We start from the raw sequence: 18302 nt of genomic DNA on the forward strand, positions 1-18302 counted from the left end.
GTTTTATCTATTAGTAATTAATTTCATCCCAAATTTACATATAATAGGCTTCAATTAAAAATAATATATTACTATGAAACCATTGATAGTTTTTATCTTGTAACAAATTCTTTAACATGGTTCAAAACCGCTCTTTTATTATCTACAACGCTTCTGCCGGGAGCGGAAAAACCTTTACCCTGGTAAAAGAATATCTAAAGATTTTACTGGAGTCTAAACATCCCGAAAAATTCAAACATATTCTAGCCATAACCTTCACCAATAAGGCTGTTGCCGAAATGAAAGAACGTATTATTGAAATGCTGAAGTTGTTTTCAGAAGACAACATTTTAAGCAACCCAAATAGTATGTTCGAGGCCATATGTAAAGAACTAGAACTAGAACCAAAAACCATTCATAAAAAATCGAAACGTATTCTTGATAGTATTCTATTTAACTATGCTGCTTTTGATATTTCTACGATAGATGGCTTTACCCATAAGCTCATAAGAACTTTTGCATACGATCTTAAGCTGCCTTTAAATTTTGAAGTTGAATTAGACCAGGATGCCCTTTTAGCAGAAGCTGTTGATAGTCTCATTGCAAAGGCAGGTACTGATGATGCACTTACCAAGGTGTTAGTTGAATTTGCTATAGAAAAAGCAGATGATGATAAGAGTTGGGATGTCGCCTTAGACCTGAACAATATTTCTAAATTGTTGATCAACGAAAATGATATTCCTTTCACAGACAATTTAAAAGATAAAACCCTCAGCGATTTTAAAGCACTAAAAACCTATTTAGGCAAACAAATCGTAGCCACGCAAAGTACTATTAAGGAATTAGCTAGTGGCGCACTTCAATTAATCGACGAAGCAGGAGTAGCACATAACGATTTTACAAGATCAACCCTCCCTAACCATTTTAAAAAGGCTTTAGAATTAAATTTAGATGGCCTATATAATAATAAACTCGAAGAGAATATTATACAAAGAAAAGGGCTTTACAAGAAAAATCTAGATATTTCTGTAGCTAACACAATTGAAGCCATTTTACCAGAAATGGAGATTACTTTTAAAACTTTAAAAGCTCAAGTTTATCATTATAAATTTTTAAAAACCTTTTATAAAAACATAACACCATTATCTGTTCTAAACGCTATAAATAATGAGTTGATGTTAGTAAAAGAAGCGCAGAATAAAATGCTCATTTCTGAATTCAACACTATTATAAGCAAAGAGATTAAGGAGCAACCAACGCCTTTTATTTACGAGCGCTTGGGTGAAAAATTTAAAAATTATTTCATCGATGAATTTCAAGACACTTCTGTTAAGCAATGGGAAAATTTAATCCCCTTACTAAGCAACTCATTATCTGCAGAACAAGGAAGTGCCATGCTAGTTGGCGATGCCAAACAAGCTATTTACAGGTGGCGAGGCGGAAAAGCAGAACAGTTTATAGGGCTCTTTAATGAGGACAACCCCTTCTTTATCGAAAAGAGTATTAAGAACCTTCCTGTAAATTACAGAAGTCATAAGGAGATTGTTTTCTTCAATAATAATTTTTTTAAGTTTATATCAGATACCCTTTTTACCAATAAGAAATACAAAGATTTATATCGTTTTGGGCAGCAAGAAACCTCTCTCGAGGATACAGGTTATCTAGAGATCTCATTCTTAGATTTTAATGGTACTACCGAAAGGGATGAACAATTTTGTGAAGCCACTCTCAATACTGTAAATAATTGCTTAAAAATAGGTTATAGCCTCAAAGATATTTGTGTTCTGGTAAGGAAGAAAAAAGAAGGTGTCGCCATAGCTAATTTCTTGAGCAAACACGAAATCCCCATAATATCCTCAGAAACATTATTGTTGCAAAATGCTCCAGAAGTTAATTTCATTAGAGATGTTTTACAACTCTTAACTCAACCTGAAAATAAAGAAATTAAGGTGTTTGTACTTAATTACTTGGCCAACAGCCTTGAGGTTGAGGACAAACATGCATTTCTTGCTTTACATTTAAACTTACCGCTCTATCAACTATTTAATGCTCTTGAGCGTTTTGATATATTCATTGAAAAGAATTTGCTTCAGCTTCCGTTATATGATTTAACTGAAAGTATAGTTAGGGACTTCAATCTCTTAAAAACATCTAACGCTTACATACAATTCTTTTTAGATTTGGTTTTGGATTTTTCACAAAAAAAAGGCTCAGACATTTCAGCATTCCTGGAATATTTCGAAAAGAAAAAAGAATCTTTCAGCATTGTGTCTCCAAAAGGTCAAGATGCCGTAAGTATTATGACCATACACAAATCCAAAGGCTTAGAATTTCCTGTGGTTGTTTTTCCTTATGCAGATTTGGATATTTATAGAGAAAAAGAACCAAAAGCTTGGTTTAAATTAAATCCTGAAATTTATCATGGGTTTTCATATGCATTACTAAACTACAACAAAGATTTTGAATATTTTGGCAATGAAGGTCGAGACATTTATACCGAACGTAAATCTCAACTAGAATTAGATAACATCAACCTAATGTACGTTGCACTCACTAGGGCAGCAGAACATCTTTATATTATTTCTGCTAAAGATATATCGTCTAACGGTACTGTTAATGATAAAAAATATTCTGGTCTATTAATAAATTACCTAAAGCATAAATCTATTTGGAACGAGAACAAAACAACCTACCACTTTGGTTCCAAAACCAGAACTTTTAGCATTGAAAGAGAAACGGATAAAACATTGTTCCAATCTGAATTTATATCTACATCTAAGGCAAGCCACAACATCAACATCCTAACAAACTCAGGCCTTCTGTGGAGTACCAATCAAGAAAAAGCCATAGAAAAGGGTAACCTTATTCATGATATTATGGCTAAAATAAAAACCGAAGAAGATATAGATTTCGCCTTAAGCGAGTTTGTAAATACATCCACAATCAATAACGAACAGGCCGAAAACTTAAAACAAACCGTTTTAGAAATAGTAGAACATGCTATGTTGTCAAAATACTTCAACGTTAGTGATTACATTTACAATGAACGTGATATTATTACAGAAGAAGGTCTTATTATTCGCCCTGACAGGGTGAACATTAACGATAAAAGAGAAGCAACGATTATAGACTACAAGACAGGAGTAGAACGAGAACACCATTACCATCAGCTATCGCAATACAAAGATGTTTTTGAAAAAATGGGGTTTAAAGTAACCCAAGCTATACTTATTTACGTTAATGAAAATGTTCTAATTAAAGCACTTTAATTAGTGACCTAAATAAATTTAAAGGGTCTATACTATTTGAAAAGACGAAAATATTATAATCATAAATCCTTTCGTGTTATCGATGAACAGCACATTTGTAGGTTTTTTTTATATATTTGTCTTTGTTAATAACATTTAACAACTTACTTTTGTTTACAATTAACACTTAAAAATTAAACTTTTGAATATGAAAAATCTTAGCAGATTATTGTTAGCATTTGTGTTAGTACTTGGTTACAATTTCGCAGATGCACAAGACAAAAACAACCCATGGCAAATTACCATAGGTACAAATGCAGTAGATGCATATCCTTCTGGAGACGGAGGCTTATTTAGTGAAACCATTTTTGATGAGTTCGTAAACGTTGAAGACCACTGGAATATTTTACCATCGTTATCAACTATTTCCGTATCTAAATACCTAGGTGATGGTTTCTCTTTTGGCGTTGCTGGATCTTTAAACAAAATTGATAAGTGGGGGGATGTTCCTACTCCAAACGGACCAGATCAAACTAATAATGTAGACGACTTAGCTTATTATGGAATTGATGGTACAATTAAATATAACTTCCTACAAAACACTACTGTAGACCCTTATTTAGGTGTTGGTGGTGGTTACACTTGGATAGACGATATTGGTGCTGGAACTTTAAACGGTACTTTAGGTTTAAACATTTGGTTTAGCGAAAACATCGGTTTTACATTACAAACAGCATACAAACACGCTTTCGAAGACTATTTAAATACTCATTTCCAACATTCTGCAGGTATTTCTATCAAATTTGGAGGTACTGATACAGACGGTGATGGTATCTACGACAAAGACGATGCTTGTCCAGACGTTGCAGGTGTAGAAGCGTTCCAAGGTTGTCCTGATACTGATAGTGATGGTATTCAAGATAGCGAAGATGATTGTCCTAACGAAGCTGGTTCTGCCGAATTAAACGGATGTCCTGATTCTGACGGTGACGGTGTTGCTGATAAAGATGACAAATGTCCTACTGTTGCTGGATTAAAAGCTTTAGCTGGTTGTCCTGACGCAGACGGCGATGGTGTTACCGATGGTGATGATAAATGTCCAGATACTGCTGGTCCTGCTGCTAACAACGGATGCCCTTGGCCAGATACTGATGGTGACGGTGTGTTAGATAAAGATGATAAGTGTCCAGATGTAAAAGGAACAGTTGCAAATAGCGGTTGTCCTGAAGTTACTGAAGAAGTTCAAAAAACTTTAAATGAGTACGCTAAAACTATCAACTTCGATACTGGTAAATCTTCTATCAAATCTAAATCTGAAGAAGTACTTAAAGATATCGTTGAAATCTTAAACGAGTATCCTACATCTAAGTTTACAGTTGAAGGTCATACTGATAGTGTAGGTAGTGAAAAACTTAACCAAAAACTTTCTGAGTCTAGAGCTAATGCTGTTAAAGATTACTTAACATCTCACGGTGTTGATGCAACTAGACTATCTTCTAAAGGTTATGGTGAGTCAACTCCAGTAGCTTCTAATAAAACAAGAGCTGGAAGAGCACAAAACAGAAGAGTAGAAATTAACTTAGCAAAATAAGAAGGTAAGTTAACAGTCTTAATAATGTAAAAAAACGCTTCGGGAATCCCGAAGCGTTTTTTATTTTTATAGAATGACGACATTCATTTTTGATGTTCTAAAAGACCTCCAAAAACAGGGTATAGATTTCACCGAGGTTACATTTATACTGCCCAGTAAAAGAGCCGGTGTTTTTTTAAAGCACGAACTATCTAAAATAACTCACGAGCCTATATTTGCACCCGCTGTAATTAGTATAGAAGAGTTTGTTGAAGACCTGTCTGAATTGCGACATATTGGCAATACAGAACTGCTGTTTGAGTTTTACAGTACTTACCTGTATATCACCGCTAAAAAAGATAGAGATACCTTTGAATCTTTCTCTAAATGGGGGCAAATACTATTACAGGATTTTAATGAAATAGACCGATATCTTATTCCCCAAAAACAAATTTTTGAATATTTGGGGGCTATTAAAGCCATTGAAAATCACCATTGGTCACTGGAACAGAACCAAACCGATTTTATCAAGAAATACTTATCCTTTTGGAACAAATTACCGCTTTACTATAATCGTTTTACAGAAAACTTAATCAATAAAAACTTAGGATATCAAGGCTTAATATATAGAGAGGCAGTAGAAAATATAGAATCCTATATTCAAAATACAACATGTAAACATCATGTTTTCTTAGGTTTTAACGCCCTAAATACTGCAGAAGAAACGCTAATACAAGAATTACTGCAAAACGACTTGGCTAAAATTTACTGGGACATAGACAAATGCTTTTTAGACCATCCCAAACACGATGCGGCGCTGTTTACAAGACAGCATAAATCAAACTGGTCTTACTTTCATAAGCACCCTTTTAATTGGATTACAAACAATTATACCAAAAATAAAGACATTTCGGTTTTTGGTATTCCGAAACAAATCGGGCAAGCAAAACATATTGGCTCTTTATTAAAAACGCTAGAGCGAGATAACCCTACTTTAGAAAAAACTGCTGTTGTTTTAGGAGATGAAAACCTACTCCTTCCTACTTTAAACTCTCTTCCGGAGAGTATAAAAAACCTAAATATTACCATGGGATTTCCTTTGAAATCCATTCCGTTAAGTTCGTTATTCGAAAGCCTTTTTCAGTTGCATAAAACTGCCACAGCTTCATTTTATTACAAAGATGTGGTTAAAATCATTTCCCATCAATTCGTGGTGCCACTTTTAAATGGTAGTGATACTAAAATCATCGAATCTATTCAAACCAACAATCTAACCTACTTAAGTGTAAAACGTTTGCAAAATATAGCTCCGGATTGTTCTAATCTTATAGAGCTATTATTTTTAGGTTGGGAAAACGTAAATCAAGCCATCGAAAATTGCTTTCAACTAATTCATACCATAAAAGTGTTTTTAGATGAGGATAAATCCAATAACTTACTATCCCTGGAATATCTTTTTAGATTCAACACACTATTTAATGAACTGGTTCGCTTAAATTCAGAATACCATCATATTAATGATATTAGCACTCTTTTTGGGGTTTATAAAGAACTACTGGCTTCAGAAACCCTAGACTTTCAAGGAGAACCCCTAAAAGGCCTTCAAATAATGGGTATGCTCGAATCACGTGTTTTAGATTTCGAAACCATAATCATTTCGGGAGTAAACGAAGGTATTTTACCCTCAGGAAAGAGTCATAATTCTTTTATTCCTTTTGATGTAAAATTAGAAAATAACCTGCCCACCTATAAAGAAAAAGACGCCGTATACACCTATCATTTTTACAGACTGCTCCAACGTGCAAAAAAGGTATTCATTCTTTACAATACAGAGGCAGATGCTTTGACTGGCGGCGAAAAAAGTAGATTTATAACGCAGTTGGAACTGGAAGGTATACACCACATAAAACACCAAATTGTTGCACCTAAAGTTCCTGTAATACCAAAAGAACTTAATGTTGTAAAAAAAACCACTAAAGTTACAGAAGCTATAAAAACTCTGGCAAGAAAAGGGTTTTCGCCTTCATCACTTACCAATTACATTAGAAACCCCATAGATTTCTATTATCAAAAAATATTGGGCATAAAGGCGTTTAACGAAGTAGAAGAAACCGTGGCTGCAAATACCTTAGGTACTGTTGTTCATAATACCCTCGAAGATTTTTACAAGCCTCTGGTAGGCACTTACCTTTCTGTAGACAACATAAAAGAACTTAAAAAGGAGATTCCCAAAAGAGTGATACAACACTTTAAAGAAATTTATAAAGAGGGCGACATCAAAACAGGGAAAAACCTGATTATATTCGAAATTGCCAAACGGTATATCTCTAATTTTTTAGACCTAGAAATAAAAGATTTAGAAGCAGGAAATAGGATTAAAATCTTGGCTATAGAAGCTAAAAACGAGATTTATTTGGACATACCCGAACTTGATTTTCCTGTGAAAATTACTGGAATGGTCGATAGAGTAGACGACTACAATGGCATAACCCGAATTATTGATTACAAAACCGGTAAAGTAGAACAGAGTGATGTTGAAGTTGTAAATTGGGAGGATATTTCTACAGACTATAAAAAATACAGCAAAAGTTTCCAAGTGCTTTGTTACGCTTTAATGATGAGCCAATCCAATACCCTTAAAATGCCTGTAGAAGCTGGAATTATCTCGTTCAAAAACCTTAGTAAAGGGTTTTTGAAGTTTGCAAAGAAAGAAAAAGCAGGTGCTTGGGGTAAAAAAGACAGTATTATCACTGAAGAGACAATCGGTAATTTTAGTACCGAGTTAAAAACATTGATTTTAGAAATTTGTAATCCCAACATACCTTTTACCGAGAAAGAAATATGAGTACACAAAAAGACATTTTCACCATTGAAGGCAAACATGGCAAACCCATTTTAATTGATGTAACAACAAGTAAAATTAGTACAAATACGCCCATTATTATTTTTTGCCATGGGTATAAAGGTTTTAAGGATTGGGGAGCATGGAACCTTATGGCAGATGCACTTGCACTTGCCGGGTTTTGCTTTATAAAATTTAACTTCTCCCACAATGGCGGTACTTTAGAGCAGCCCATAGACTTTCCAGATTTAGAGGCTTTTGGACAAAATAATTACACTAAAGAGTTAGCCGATTTAAAAGCTGTAATGGATTGGTGTTTTGAAAACGAGACCATCAAAACGCTAGGCAACATAAATAACCTAACGCTAATAGGACATAGCCGAGGGGGCGGAATTGTTTCCATCACCGCTAGTGAAGACCCAAGAGTTAAACAAGTGATTAGTTTGGCAGGAGTATCAGATTTCTTAAAACGGTCTGTTATAACTTCTGAAACCGAAACCTGGAAAAATACAGGTGTGAAATACGTTACCAATGGCCGCACCAAACAACAAATGCCCCATTACTATCAGTTTTACCTAGACACTATAAAAAACCGAGACCGCTTAAGCATACAAAATGCTGTTTCTAATTTAAACATCCCCCACCTTATAGTTCATGGCGATGTTGATACGAGTGTTTTTATTAAAGAGGCCGAAAACCTTCATCGCTGGAACCCAAAAAGTAAATTGTTGATTATTAACAATGCCGACCATGTGTTTCAAGCATGCCACCCCTGGCATAAAGAAACGCTTCCTCTACCTTTAAAAGAAACTGTAAACCAAGTGATTGATTTTATAAATGAATTTAAAACATAAAAAAGGCTTCCTGAATTAGAAAGCCTTAATGTTTTGTGGAGAAGAGCGGACTCGAACCGCCGACCTCTTGACTGCCAGTCAAGCGCTCTAGCCAGCTGAGCTACATCCCCGTAGCTGTAATTATAGTACTTACAAGCCTTTTGATACTTTTAAGCAAAAGCGCATTTGCCTGTAAAACTTGGCAAATATATACATTTAAGGGCAAAAACCCACCACGAAAACTCAGCATCGTTTTAATTTTTACTTCAAAGTCACTTCAAAATAATTATGACAATAGAATTGTAGGACTTATCTTTAAAACTTGCAAATGAATGCGCCTTAATAAATACAGTGGATATAAACACAATTGTTCTTATACAACTGTTATGTTCTAGCTGCAATACCCTAAATTCACGAATGACAATAATATACATACTACTTTTCGGAATAATTAACCTATTGATATTTTCTCAACTGACTAAGAAAATTGAGATTCCAACGAAATATAAAATCGTATTAATTTCCATTGCTATCATGCTAGGATTAATTCATATTTTTGAACCTTTTACCAATACACTTCCGAATGATATATTTCTCATTCTACTTGGATCTAGTTTAGCAAATATTGCAGTATATTTTGCTAGTAGAATTGAGATTTGGTTTGCTATCCAGACAACAAACAAAAAAAGAGATGAACAAATTTTTAAAATGTTTGACTTTTTGACTCTTTATCTAGTCTATATTATGAGTTTTGTCGTTCAAATTGGGACAATCATAAATAATTAAAAATGCCAATATACAACGACGGTTATAATTCATTACTGCTGAATTCCTAATCGGAATTCATTGCAATTTCCTATCTTTCGGTTAGGGAGGGAAATCAACTATGTTTTTCTACAACAAACCATATACCAACCGTTCTAACACATTAGGCAAATGAAATATAAATTAGTTTATAAAATTTTAGTTCTGTTACTAATTTGCTTAACATCTTGTGACCGTCCCAATTGTAAAAATAAAAATCCAATATTAGAAACTAATGCGCCGAATTCAAAAAAATATAAAGATGAATTAGTTAATCAACTTAACAAAGTTGACCAATCTAAACTTACTTATTGGCTTCAAAAGTATGATGTATAAAATGGAAAAGAAACCTTATACTTTAATATACAAGGAGATGGATTGTGCGCAATTCTACATTTAACAATTCAAGATTGGAACAAACTAGAAGACGTTAGAAAAAGAAAAGGTATTGGCCGCAGAGGTGCAGAATTTACAAACTTAAAATTTCAGATTCATCAAGACACTTTATCTACAGAATTTATATATGTAACATACGATAGATTAATAGATTAAAAACTTAATATACATAACCGCAATTTACTCACTATTTACTATTTTCAACTTTAGTGTTCGTCAGTCACTTCGCTCTGGTCGGCGGATTTGACTAGCCCTCTACAGCACTAAGGATAAACTGAATCCGCTCGGGATAACTAAGGTTTGTAAGAGAGGATATAAAACTAATAAAATGAAAAAGAGAACTTTAGGAAACAACGGATTTGAAACCAGTGAAATTGGACTAGGCTGTTGGCAATTGGGCGCAGATTGGGGCGATAAAATCAATGAAGAAAAAGCCATTGAAATACTTGACAAAGCCGTTAGTAACGGCATTAATTTATTTGATACTGCCGATGTCTATGGCGACGGACGAAGTGAAACACTAATTGGGAAATTTATTGAAGAGACTAGGACAGATATAAAAGTGGCGACAAAATTTGGTCGTAATGCCAATGTTTTTCCGAATAACTACAGAGAGCAAGCGCTTAGAAAATCTATAGATCATTCCAGAAAACGTCTTAACAAAGACTGTATAGATTTATTACAGTTGCACTGCATACCAACAGAGGAATTAAAAAAAGGTGTCATTTTCGATTGGCTAAGAACCTTAAAAAACGAAGGTAAAATAGCTCACTTTGGTGCAAGTGTTGAGAGTGTTGAACAGGGTTTAATTTGCTTGGAGCAAGAAGAGCTTCAATCGCTTCAGGTTATTTACAATATTTTTAGACAAAAACTGACAGACGAATTACTACCAAAAGCTCATAAAAAAGGGGTAGGCATTATTGTTCGATTACCGCTAGCAAGTGGTTTGCTATCTGGTAAATTTACAACCCAAACCAAGTTTCCTGAAAACGACCACAGAAACTTTAACCGTAATGGAGAAGCCTTTAATGTTGGAGAAACCTTTGCTGGTATTCCATTTGAAACCGGTGTAAAACTAGCGGATGAACTAAAAACACTTTGTCCAGAAAATTTATCTATTGTAGAAATGGCTTTACGCTGGATATTGGACCATAAAGAGGTAACAACCATCATTCCTGGAGCAAGCTCAACAAAACAAGTTATAGAGAATGCTAGAGTAAGTGATTTACAGTCGCTTTCTGAACAACTAATACGTGAATTGAAAGTCTTTTATAATAACAAGATTCATAGTCACATAAGAGGGGTTTACTAATGGTTTAAATAACCTATATTTTACACTTAATCGCTAATCCATAAAAATATATTATGCTCACAATCTCTGCTAAGGAAATGAAAGATGTGCTTTACGAACTATTTAAAAAGTATGAGTTTACAGAAAGTAAGGCTAATCTCTTGGCCGAGGTTTTTACACAGAATACACTTTACGGGGTAAATTCTCATGGTATTAATCGTGTACCCTATTTCATTGAAACCGTAAAAAAAGGAATTGTAAAAGTAAATGAAGAGGCAAAAAAGATAGAAGCCTTCGGAAATATAGAAAGATGGGACGGCAATCAAGGCCCCGGAATTATTAATGCCGTAACGTGTACTAACAGGGCTATAGCACTTGCAAAAAAAGATGGTATGGGACTCGTAGCGCTTCGTAATACCAATCACTGGATGAGAGGCGGTTATTACGGCTGGCAGGCGGCCAAAGAGAACTGCATTGCCATTCTTTTTACTAACACACAACCTAATATGCCTGCTTGGGGCGGAAAGGAAAGCCGTATTGGAAACAATCCTTTTGTAGTATCAATACCCAGAAAAGAAGGGCATATTGTGCTGGATATGGCGCTTTCCCAATTTTCTTTCGGTAAAATAAATAACTATAAATTAAAGGGAGAACAACTACCTTACCATGGCGGTTGGGATGAGGACCACAAGCTATCAAAAAATCCCGAGAATATTCTTAAAACCGAACAAGGTCTTCCCATTGGTTATTGGAAAGGGTCTGCTTTTTCTATAGTGCTAGATATGTTAGCAACGCTATTGTCTGCAGGAAACTCCACTTACAAAATCGGTCTTAAAGAACATGAAACAGCGATTTCTCAAGTCTATCTTTGTATCTATCCTGAAATATTTCATGATCAAGACTTGCAGCATACGCTCATAAATGAAATAATCAATTATACACACGATGTTACGCCTAGCGAAAAAGGAGAGAGAACCTACTATCCTGGAGAACGAGCAGCCAATGCAGAAAAACACAATAGCAAAAATGGTATGAAAGTCAATAAAGAAATTTGGCAAAAGGTACTGTCTTTATTATAAGTTCGGTATCTACAAAACCATAAAATAAAATGTTTGGAATGCCCACGCTATATACTGTAATATCTTATGGCACTTTAACAAGCGTTTTGATGAACTTAATAATTGTGTGAGCAAAAATTTATAGCTTAAAATACAATAAATTTGCATTGACCATGACTTTTAAACCGTGGTATTGATTTGGGAAAATCCATTAGCTTAAAACAGATAAATAAACTTGCCGTTCCTGCTTTAATTTCGGGTATTTCAGAACCGATATTATCTATAACAGATACGGCAATTATAGGCAATATTCCAATAAATGCCATTGAGTCTCTAGCAGCGGTAGGTATTGTTGGTACGTTTATGTCTATGCTTATATGGGTGTTAGGGCAAACGCGTAGTGCCATTTCGGCTATCGTATCGCAATATGTGGGTGCCAAGAACCTAATTGCTGTAAAGAATCTTCCGGCTCAAGCCATATTTATTGTAACATCGATAAGTATACTAATAATCGTAACTACGTTTCCCTTTGCCAAAGCAATATTCAAACTTTACAACGCTTCAGATTTAATTTTAGATTATAGCGTTACCTATTATCAAATTAGAGTGTTCGGTTTTCCGTTCACCTTATTTACAATGGCTGTATTTGGGACTTTTCGCGGACTTCAAAACACGTTTTATCCCATGATTATTGCCATGATCGGTGCACTATCCAATATTATTCTAGATTATATTTTGGTTTATGGAATTAACGGTATTGTAAAACCCATGCATATAGAGGGTGCCGCTTATGCTAGTGTTATAGCACAAGTACTAATGGCCATTTTCTCTGCATATTATTTACTTAAAAAGACATCCATTCCTTTAGTATTCTCCCTCCCTTTTAATAAAGAAATGAAACGGTTTGCCGCAATGGTAATAAACTTATTTGTTAGAACGCTTGCCTTAAATATTACACTTTATTTTGCCACTAGATTCGCCACAGGCTATGGAAGTGCTTACATAGCGGCATATACTATTGCTATTAACCTATGGTTCTTAAGCGCCTTTATAATTGATGGTTATTCAAGTGCAGGCAATATTCTATCTGGAAAACTCTTTGGAGCCAAAGACTATAAAACCCTCGTTTCTCTTAATAAAAAACTAATTAAAATAGGCATACTCGTAGGTATTACACTAGGCTTAGTTGGTACGCTCATTTATAAACCAGTAGGATTATTGTTCACTAAGGAACCTGAAGTTTTAAATGAGTTTTACGCCGTATTTTGGATTGTACTTTTAATGCAGCCCATTTGTGCTATTGCCTTTATTTTTGATGGTGTTTTTAAAGGTTTAGGTAAAATGGAACTTCTAAGAAATGTATTACTGCTGTCTACGTTTATCATTTTTCTGCCAATACTTTATGGTCTGGACTACTTTAATTTTAAGTTAAACGGTATTTTTATTGCGCTAACGTTTTGGATGATTGCCAGAGCGCTTCCGTTATTAATTAAATTTAAAAAACAATTTATTCCTCTTAGCAAAAACTATTAACTTTGCACCGCATAATACTAAATGATGATATTTTCATTAGTTACCCTATACCAACAGGTAAACATTGAAGAAAAAATAAAAAACGCATCAGACAAAGGTTACGAAATTGGCGTGTTTATTGGTGGTATGTTGCCTATGGTTATTTTGGTTTTAATAGCGTATGCTATTTACCGCTATAACAAAAAAAGAATGGATAGAGAATAACAAAAAAATGGATGTATTAAATTTTTTAACAGGCAACGGTCTTTTCTTAATACTGGCCATAGTTTTAATAGTAGTTTACATAATTAATAGAAATCGAGGAAGACGCAGATAATGGGAAATATTATTAGAATCACTAAGCAATTCTCTTTTGAAACTGGTCATGCCCTTTACGGTTATGATGGAAAGTGTAAAAATTTACACGGACACAGTTATCAATTACATGTTACCGTAATAGGCAAACCAATTATGGATAGCAACCATAATAAAAATGGTATGGTGATCGACTTTGGTGACCTTAAAAAAATTGTAAATAAACATATCGTAGATATTTTTGATCATGCGATGGTTTTCAACAGAAACTCACCGCATAAAGAACTAGCCGAAGTATTAGAAGCTCAAGGTCACAATATTATTCTTGTAGACTATCAGCCAACCAGCGAAATGATGGTTATTGATTTTGCTGAAACTATCAAGGCTAATATCCCAGAGCATTTAAAGCTGCATTCTTTAAGGTTATATGAAACTGCAACCAGTTACGCCGAGTGGTTTGCCAGCGATCAGGAGTAGTATTTTGGGCGCTTGCCTACTAGCGGTATCGCAGCAGGTTACCTCAAAGGCTTTCACGAAAAGTTTATCCTGAGCGAAACCAAAGGGGTATCTGAGAGCGCCTCAAACATCCCTTTAAATTCTTAACACATTACAATTATCAGTTGCAGTTTTCAATTCTCAATTAGATACTTCTAGCTTCAGTCTTCTGTCTTCAGGCTAAAAAACCTATATTTACACATGCAAATTCCAAAAGGAAAGAAAATATACTTTGCTTCAGACAATCACCTAGGAGCACCAACAAAAGAAGCCTCTTTTCCTCGAGAGAAAAAGTTTGTAGCTTGGTTAGATGACATTAAAGAAGATGCGGCGGCTATTTTCCTGTTGGGTGATCTTTTCGATTTTTGGATAGACTACAAAAAAGTAGTTCCGAGAGGCTTTACAAGAACTTTAGGCAAATTGGCCGAAATAAGTGATTCTGGAATTCCTATCCACTATTTTGTAGGTAATCACGACCTTTGGATGAATGGCTATTTTGAAGAAGAACTTAATATTCCGGTTTACCACAAACCCAAAGAATTTACCTTTAACAATAAAACTTTTTTTTTAGGTCATGGCGACGGATTAGGCCCTGGTGATAAAGGTTTTAAACGCATGAAAAAAGTGTTTACTAACGGGCTTTGCAAATGGCTATTTCGTTGGTTACATCCAGATATTGGTGTTTCAATAGCCCAATATTTATCGGTGAAAAATAAAATTATTTCGGGTGATGATGATGCCAAATTTTTGGGAGAAGACAACGAATGGCTTTTACTGTATTGCAAACGTAAGTTAGAACAGAAACATCGTGACTTTTTTATATTCGGTCACCGCCACTTACCTCTAAATATTGATATTGATAATACGTCTAAGTATGTTAATCTTGGTGATTGGATTAGGTATTATACTTATGCTGTTTTTGATGGAGAAACTCTAGAACTAAAAGAGTATTAATCCTCTTTTTCATGCATCTCAATATCTTTTCGTAAATCCAAATTTCTCAAAGATGGATTTTTAAAACCAATCGTTAATACCGTAATTAAGGTCGCGCAACCTCCTAAAATAACAGCAAGTGGCGCTCCAAAAATCTTAGCAGCTATACCACTTTCTAGAGCGCCTAGCTCATTAGATGAACCCACAAACATTGAGTTTACAGCACCAACCCTACCACGCATTTCGTCTGGTGTTTTAAGCTGAAGAATAGTTTGTCTTGTAACCATGGAAATCCCATCGAATACACCTGCAACAAAAAGGGCTATTATACTAAGCCAAAATAATTTTGATGCCCCAAAAACAATCATGGCCAGTCCAAAACCAAAGACTGCAATTAGTAATTTTTTACCCGTATTTTTTGTTATGGGAAGATATGTTGTTGCCAACATGGTAAGAATGCTACCAAGTGATAGCGATGCATTTAAAACACCAAAACCTTCAGAACCAACGTCTAATATATCTTTAGCAAACACAGCAAAAATAGCTACTGCGCCTCCAAATAAAACAGCAATCATATCTAAGGTTAAAGCTCCTAAAATTACTTTATCATTAAAAACAAACTCAAGTCCTACCTTTAAACTTTCTTTTACAGATTCGTTTGTTTTGGTATTTAAAATAGGTTTCTTCTTAATTAAAAACACAAGGATTAAAGCCACAACCACCAAAGAGAAGATAATTCCTAGCGTTAAATGAACCCCAATCCAAGCGATTAAAAAACCTCCTACCAAAGCACCAGTAACCGAAGCGCCTTTCCATGTGCTACTGCTCCAAGTAGCAGCATTAGGATAAATACTCTTTGGCACTAATAAGGCAATTAAAGAAAATATAGTAGGGCCAAAAAACGCCCTTAAGATACCACCAAAAAAGACAAGACCGTATATTGCCAACACGATATTATTGGTAGTCCACGAGGCTTCAATATGTTCTGAAGTCAACCAAAATAATCCGAAACTAATGAGAGAGAATAATGCAATAATCAATGCAAATAGATTTCGTTTTTCTTTTCTATCTACGATGTGTCCGGCAAACGGCGCCATGAAAAAAGCTGGGATAAATTCACAGGCGCCAATAATCCCGAGGCTCAACTCATCTTTGGTTAGAGAATATACTTGCCATTCTATGACTACAAATTGCATAGACCACCCAAAAACCAGAGCAAACCGAAGCAATAAAAAAATATTGAATTCTTTTATTCGGAGCGCGGCATATGGGTCGTTTTTAGTCATACTTTATGCCTTAATATCCCTTAATTTGAGTTGCAGTGACACATTACCTTGCCATTCATTTTCATCAATGGAATAAACGGCACTAAAAGGTTTTCCATTAGAAATGATTTCATATTTATCGCCCATACCAAAACCAATACAAACTATGTTGTTGGCATTGGGTTGGGTTGCTGTTAGTCTTAAATGTGTTTTATCGGCCCCCACACATTTACCATAGCCGGTATCGGTTAGCCCTTCGGTCATAAATGTTGGTGTCATATTGTTAGGCCCATAAGGCGCAAATTGTTTTAATATTCTGTAAAACTTGGGGGTGATATCACCCAAGTTAATGTTGGCATCTATTTTAATTTCAGGAATAAGCAGATTTTTTTGAATGGTTTTAGCAACCTGATGTTCAAAAGCCTCTTTAAAGGCTTCGTAGTTTTCCTCCTTAAGGGTCAATCCAGCCGCGTATTTGTGCCCACCAAATTGTTCTATATGTTCACTACAGGCCTCGAGTGCATTGTAAACATCAAAATCGCGAACCGAACGGGCAGATGCAGCCAATACATTTCCGCTTTTAGTAAACACCAATGTAGGTCTGTAATAGGTTTCTGTTAATCTAGAAGCCACAATACCAATAACACCTTTATGCCAAGTTTCATGGTAAACAACAGTAGTAAAACGTTGCTGTTCGTTTTGTTCTTCAATTTGTTTAAGAGCTTCTTCCGTTACTTGCTTATCGGTTTCTCTTCTATCATAATTATAAGTTTCTATATCTATGGCGTGCTTTTCAGCCATTTCATATTCCTCCTCAGCTAATAAGGCAACGGCAAAATTACCATGTTTCATACGCCCAGCGGCATTTATTCTTGGCGCAACGGTAAATACGACATCGGTAATAGTAAGTTCGGTTTTATCAACCTGAGCCAATAAGGCCTTTATGCCTGGTCTTGGATTTGTGTTTATAACCATTAAGCCAAAATAAGCCAACACTCTATTTTCACCATCAATTGGAACAATATCGGCTCCAATAGCTGTAGCTACCAAATCTAAATAAGGCATTAAATCATCAACAGTCTCGCCATCTTTTTCAGCAAGTGCCTGAATTAATTTAAAACCAACACCGCAACCACACAACTCTTTGTACGGATAGTTACAATCTTCGCGTTTAGGGTCTAAAACTGCTGCTGCATCGGGGATTTCTCCAGCTGGCCTGTGATGGTCACAGATTACGAAATCAATTCCTAATGTTTTAGCGTATGCCACTTTTTCTACTGCTTTTACACCACAGTCTAAAGCAATAATTAGGTTAAAGTCATTCTCTAAGGCAAAATTGATGCCTTTGTAAGACACACCATAACCTTCATCGTATCTGTTGGGTACATAAGTGTATACTAAACCATGTTTCGTCTTAAGATAGGTAGACATTAAAGCTACAGAAGTGGTACCGTCTACATCATAATCGCCATAAACCAAAATGTTTTCATTATTGGCAATGGCTTTTTCTATACGCGCCACAGCCTTATCCATACCCTTCATCAAATACGGATCATGCAAATGATCTAAACTAGGTCTGAAAAAATCTTTAGCCTCCTCGAAAGTCTCAATGCCGCGTTGAACCAAAAGCGTAGCAATTGTTTCACTTACCTGTAAGGCCTCTTGTAAGTGTGCTACTTTAGATGGTTCTGGTTTGGGCTTAAGCGTCCAACGCATTTAATAAGTTTTAAGTTAGAAGTACTTAAAGTGCGCTAAAGTAAA

The 18302-nt window shown here is 35.1% G+C and carries 13 protein-coding genes and 1 tRNA gene; 11 read left to right on the top strand and 3 right to left on the bottom strand.

Translation table 11 applies throughout. From position 1 onward, the window contains the following. Positions 1–116 precede the first annotated feature (116 nt). From M0214_RS05455 to M0214_RS05470, 4 genes are all read left to right on the top strand, one after another. Positions 117–3248: an exodeoxyribonuclease V subunit beta gene (locus tag M0214_RS05455; protein ID WP_248724460.1), complete on the top strand. Its 3132-nt coding sequence runs from the start codon at positions 117–119 to the stop codon at positions 3246–3248. A gap of 187 nt (positions 3249–3435) precedes the next feature. Then, the gene (locus M0214_RS05460; RefSeq protein ID WP_248724461.1) at positions 3436–4818 is read left to right on the top strand and encodes an OmpA family protein; all 1383 of its coding nucleotides are present in this window, start codon (positions 3436–3438) and stop codon (positions 4816–4818) included. Between the two features lie 73 nt (positions 4819–4891). Further along, on the top strand, positions 4892–7642 hold the full coding sequence (locus M0214_RS05465) for a PD-(D/E)XK nuclease family protein (RefSeq protein ID WP_248724462.1): 2751 nt from the start codon (positions 4892–4894) through the stop codon (positions 7640–7642). Continuing rightward, on the top strand, positions 7639–8493 hold the full coding sequence (locus tag M0214_RS05470) for a S9 family peptidase (RefSeq protein WP_248724463.1): 855 nt from the start codon (positions 7639–7641) through the stop codon (positions 8491–8493). Before M0214_RS05465 ends, M0214_RS05470 begins: the two co-directional genes overlap by 4 nt. A gap of 36 nt (positions 8494–8529) precedes the next feature. On the opposite strand, the gene M0214_RS05475 is transcribed toward M0214_RS05470, so the two are convergent. Next, a tRNA-Ala gene (locus M0214_RS05475) sits at positions 8530–8603 on the bottom strand. 1051 nt (positions 8604–9654) lie between these two features. On the opposite strand from M0214_RS05475, the gene M0214_RS05480 reads away from it, so the two are divergent. The 7 genes from M0214_RS05480 (at position 9655) to M0214_RS05510 (ending at position 15297) form a co-directional block, all read left to right on the top strand. After that, positions 9655–9828, top strand: coding sequence for a hypothetical protein (locus M0214_RS05480; RefSeq protein ID WP_248724464.1), 174 nt, complete (start codon positions 9655–9657; stop codon positions 9826–9828). Positions 9829–10000: 172 nt separating this feature from the next. Then, positions 10001–10984, top strand: a complete 984-nt coding sequence (locus M0214_RS05485; protein ID WP_248724465.1) for an aldo/keto reductase — start codon at positions 10001–10003, stop codon at positions 10982–10984. A 53-nt stretch (positions 10985–11037) separates the two neighbouring features. Beyond that, complete coding sequence (gene yiaK, locus M0214_RS05490) at positions 11038–12042, top strand: 3-dehydro-L-gulonate 2-dehydrogenase (RefSeq protein WP_248724466.1); 1005 nt, start codon at positions 11038–11040, stop codon at positions 12040–12042. Between the two features lie 177 nt (positions 12043–12219). Next, positions 12220–13554, top strand: a complete 1335-nt coding sequence (locus tag M0214_RS05495; RefSeq protein WP_248724467.1) for an MATE family efflux transporter — start codon at positions 12220–12222, stop codon at positions 13552–13554. Between the two features lie 21 nt (positions 13555–13575). Beyond that, positions 13576–13758 (top strand): hypothetical protein, encoded by a 183-nt coding sequence (locus M0214_RS05500; RefSeq protein ID WP_248724983.1) that lies wholly within the window; start codon positions 13576–13578, stop codon positions 13756–13758. 111 nt (positions 13759–13869) lie between these two features. Beyond that, complete coding sequence (locus M0214_RS05505) at positions 13870–14325, top strand: 6-carboxytetrahydropterin synthase (protein WP_248724468.1); 456 nt, start codon at positions 13870–13872, stop codon at positions 14323–14325. A 219-nt stretch (positions 14326–14544) separates the two neighbouring features. Next, positions 14545–15297, top strand: coding sequence for a UDP-2,3-diacylglucosamine diphosphatase (locus tag M0214_RS05510; protein WP_248724469.1), 753 nt, complete (start codon positions 14545–14547; stop codon positions 15295–15297). Here the strand turns inward: M0214_RS05510 and M0214_RS05515 are convergent. After that, positions 15294–16562 (bottom strand): MFS transporter, encoded by a 1269-nt coding sequence (locus M0214_RS05515; RefSeq protein ID WP_248724470.1) that lies wholly within the window; start codon positions 16560–16562, stop codon positions 15294–15296. The genes M0214_RS05510 and M0214_RS05515 overlap by 4 nt on opposite strands. Before the next feature lie 3 nt (positions 16563–16565). After that, positions 16566–18257, bottom strand: coding sequence for a single-stranded-DNA-specific exonuclease RecJ (gene recJ / locus M0214_RS05520; protein ID WP_248724471.1), 1692 nt, complete (start codon positions 18255–18257; stop codon positions 16566–16568). Between the last annotated feature and the right edge of the window lie 45 nt (positions 18258–18302).

The sequence above is a fragment of the Seonamhaeicola sp. ML3 genome, from assembly GCF_023273855.1.
GTDB lineage: Bacteria > Bacteroidota > Bacteroidia > Flavobacteriales > Flavobacteriaceae > Seonamhaeicola.

Bases quoted from the DNA above. Each gene is read 5' to 3' on its own strand.
- recJ (WP_248724471.1), bottom strand. From the start codon at position 18,257: ATGCGTTGGACGCTTAAGCCCAAACCAGAACCATCTAAAGTAGCACAC.
- M0214_RS05465 (WP_248724462.1), top strand. From the start codon at position 4,892: ATGACGACATTCATTTTTGATGTTCTAAAAGACCTCCAAAAACAGGGT.
- M0214_RS05505 (WP_248724468.1), top strand. From the start codon at position 13,870: ATGGGAAATATTATTAGAATCACTAAGCAATTCTCTTTTGAAACTGGT.
- M0214_RS05455 (WP_248724460.1), top strand. From the start codon at position 117: ATGGTTCAAAACCGCTCTTTTATTATCTACAACGCTTCTGCCGGGAGC.
- yiaK (WP_248724466.1), top strand. From the start codon at position 11,038: ATGCTCACAATCTCTGCTAAGGAAATGAAAGATGTGCTTTACGAACTA.
- M0214_RS05500 (WP_248724983.1), top strand. From the start codon at position 13,576: ATGATGATATTTTCATTAGTTACCCTATACCAACAGGTAAACATTGAA.
- M0214_RS05470 (WP_248724463.1), top strand. From the start codon at position 7,639: ATGAGTACACAAAAAGACATTTTCACCATTGAAGGCAAACATGGCAAA.
- M0214_RS05485 (WP_248724465.1), top strand. From the start codon at position 10,001: ATGAAAAAGAGAACTTTAGGAAACAACGGATTTGAAACCAGTGAAATT.
- M0214_RS05515 (WP_248724470.1), bottom strand. From the start codon at position 16,562: ATGACTAAAAACGACCCATATGCCGCGCTCCGAATAAAAGAATTCAAT.
- M0214_RS05510 (WP_248724469.1), top strand. From the start codon at position 14,545: ATGCAAATTCCAAAAGGAAAGAAAATATACTTTGCTTCAGACAATCAC.
- M0214_RS05460 (WP_248724461.1), top strand. From the start codon at position 3,436: ATGAAAAATCTTAGCAGATTATTGTTAGCATTTGTGTTAGTACTTGGT.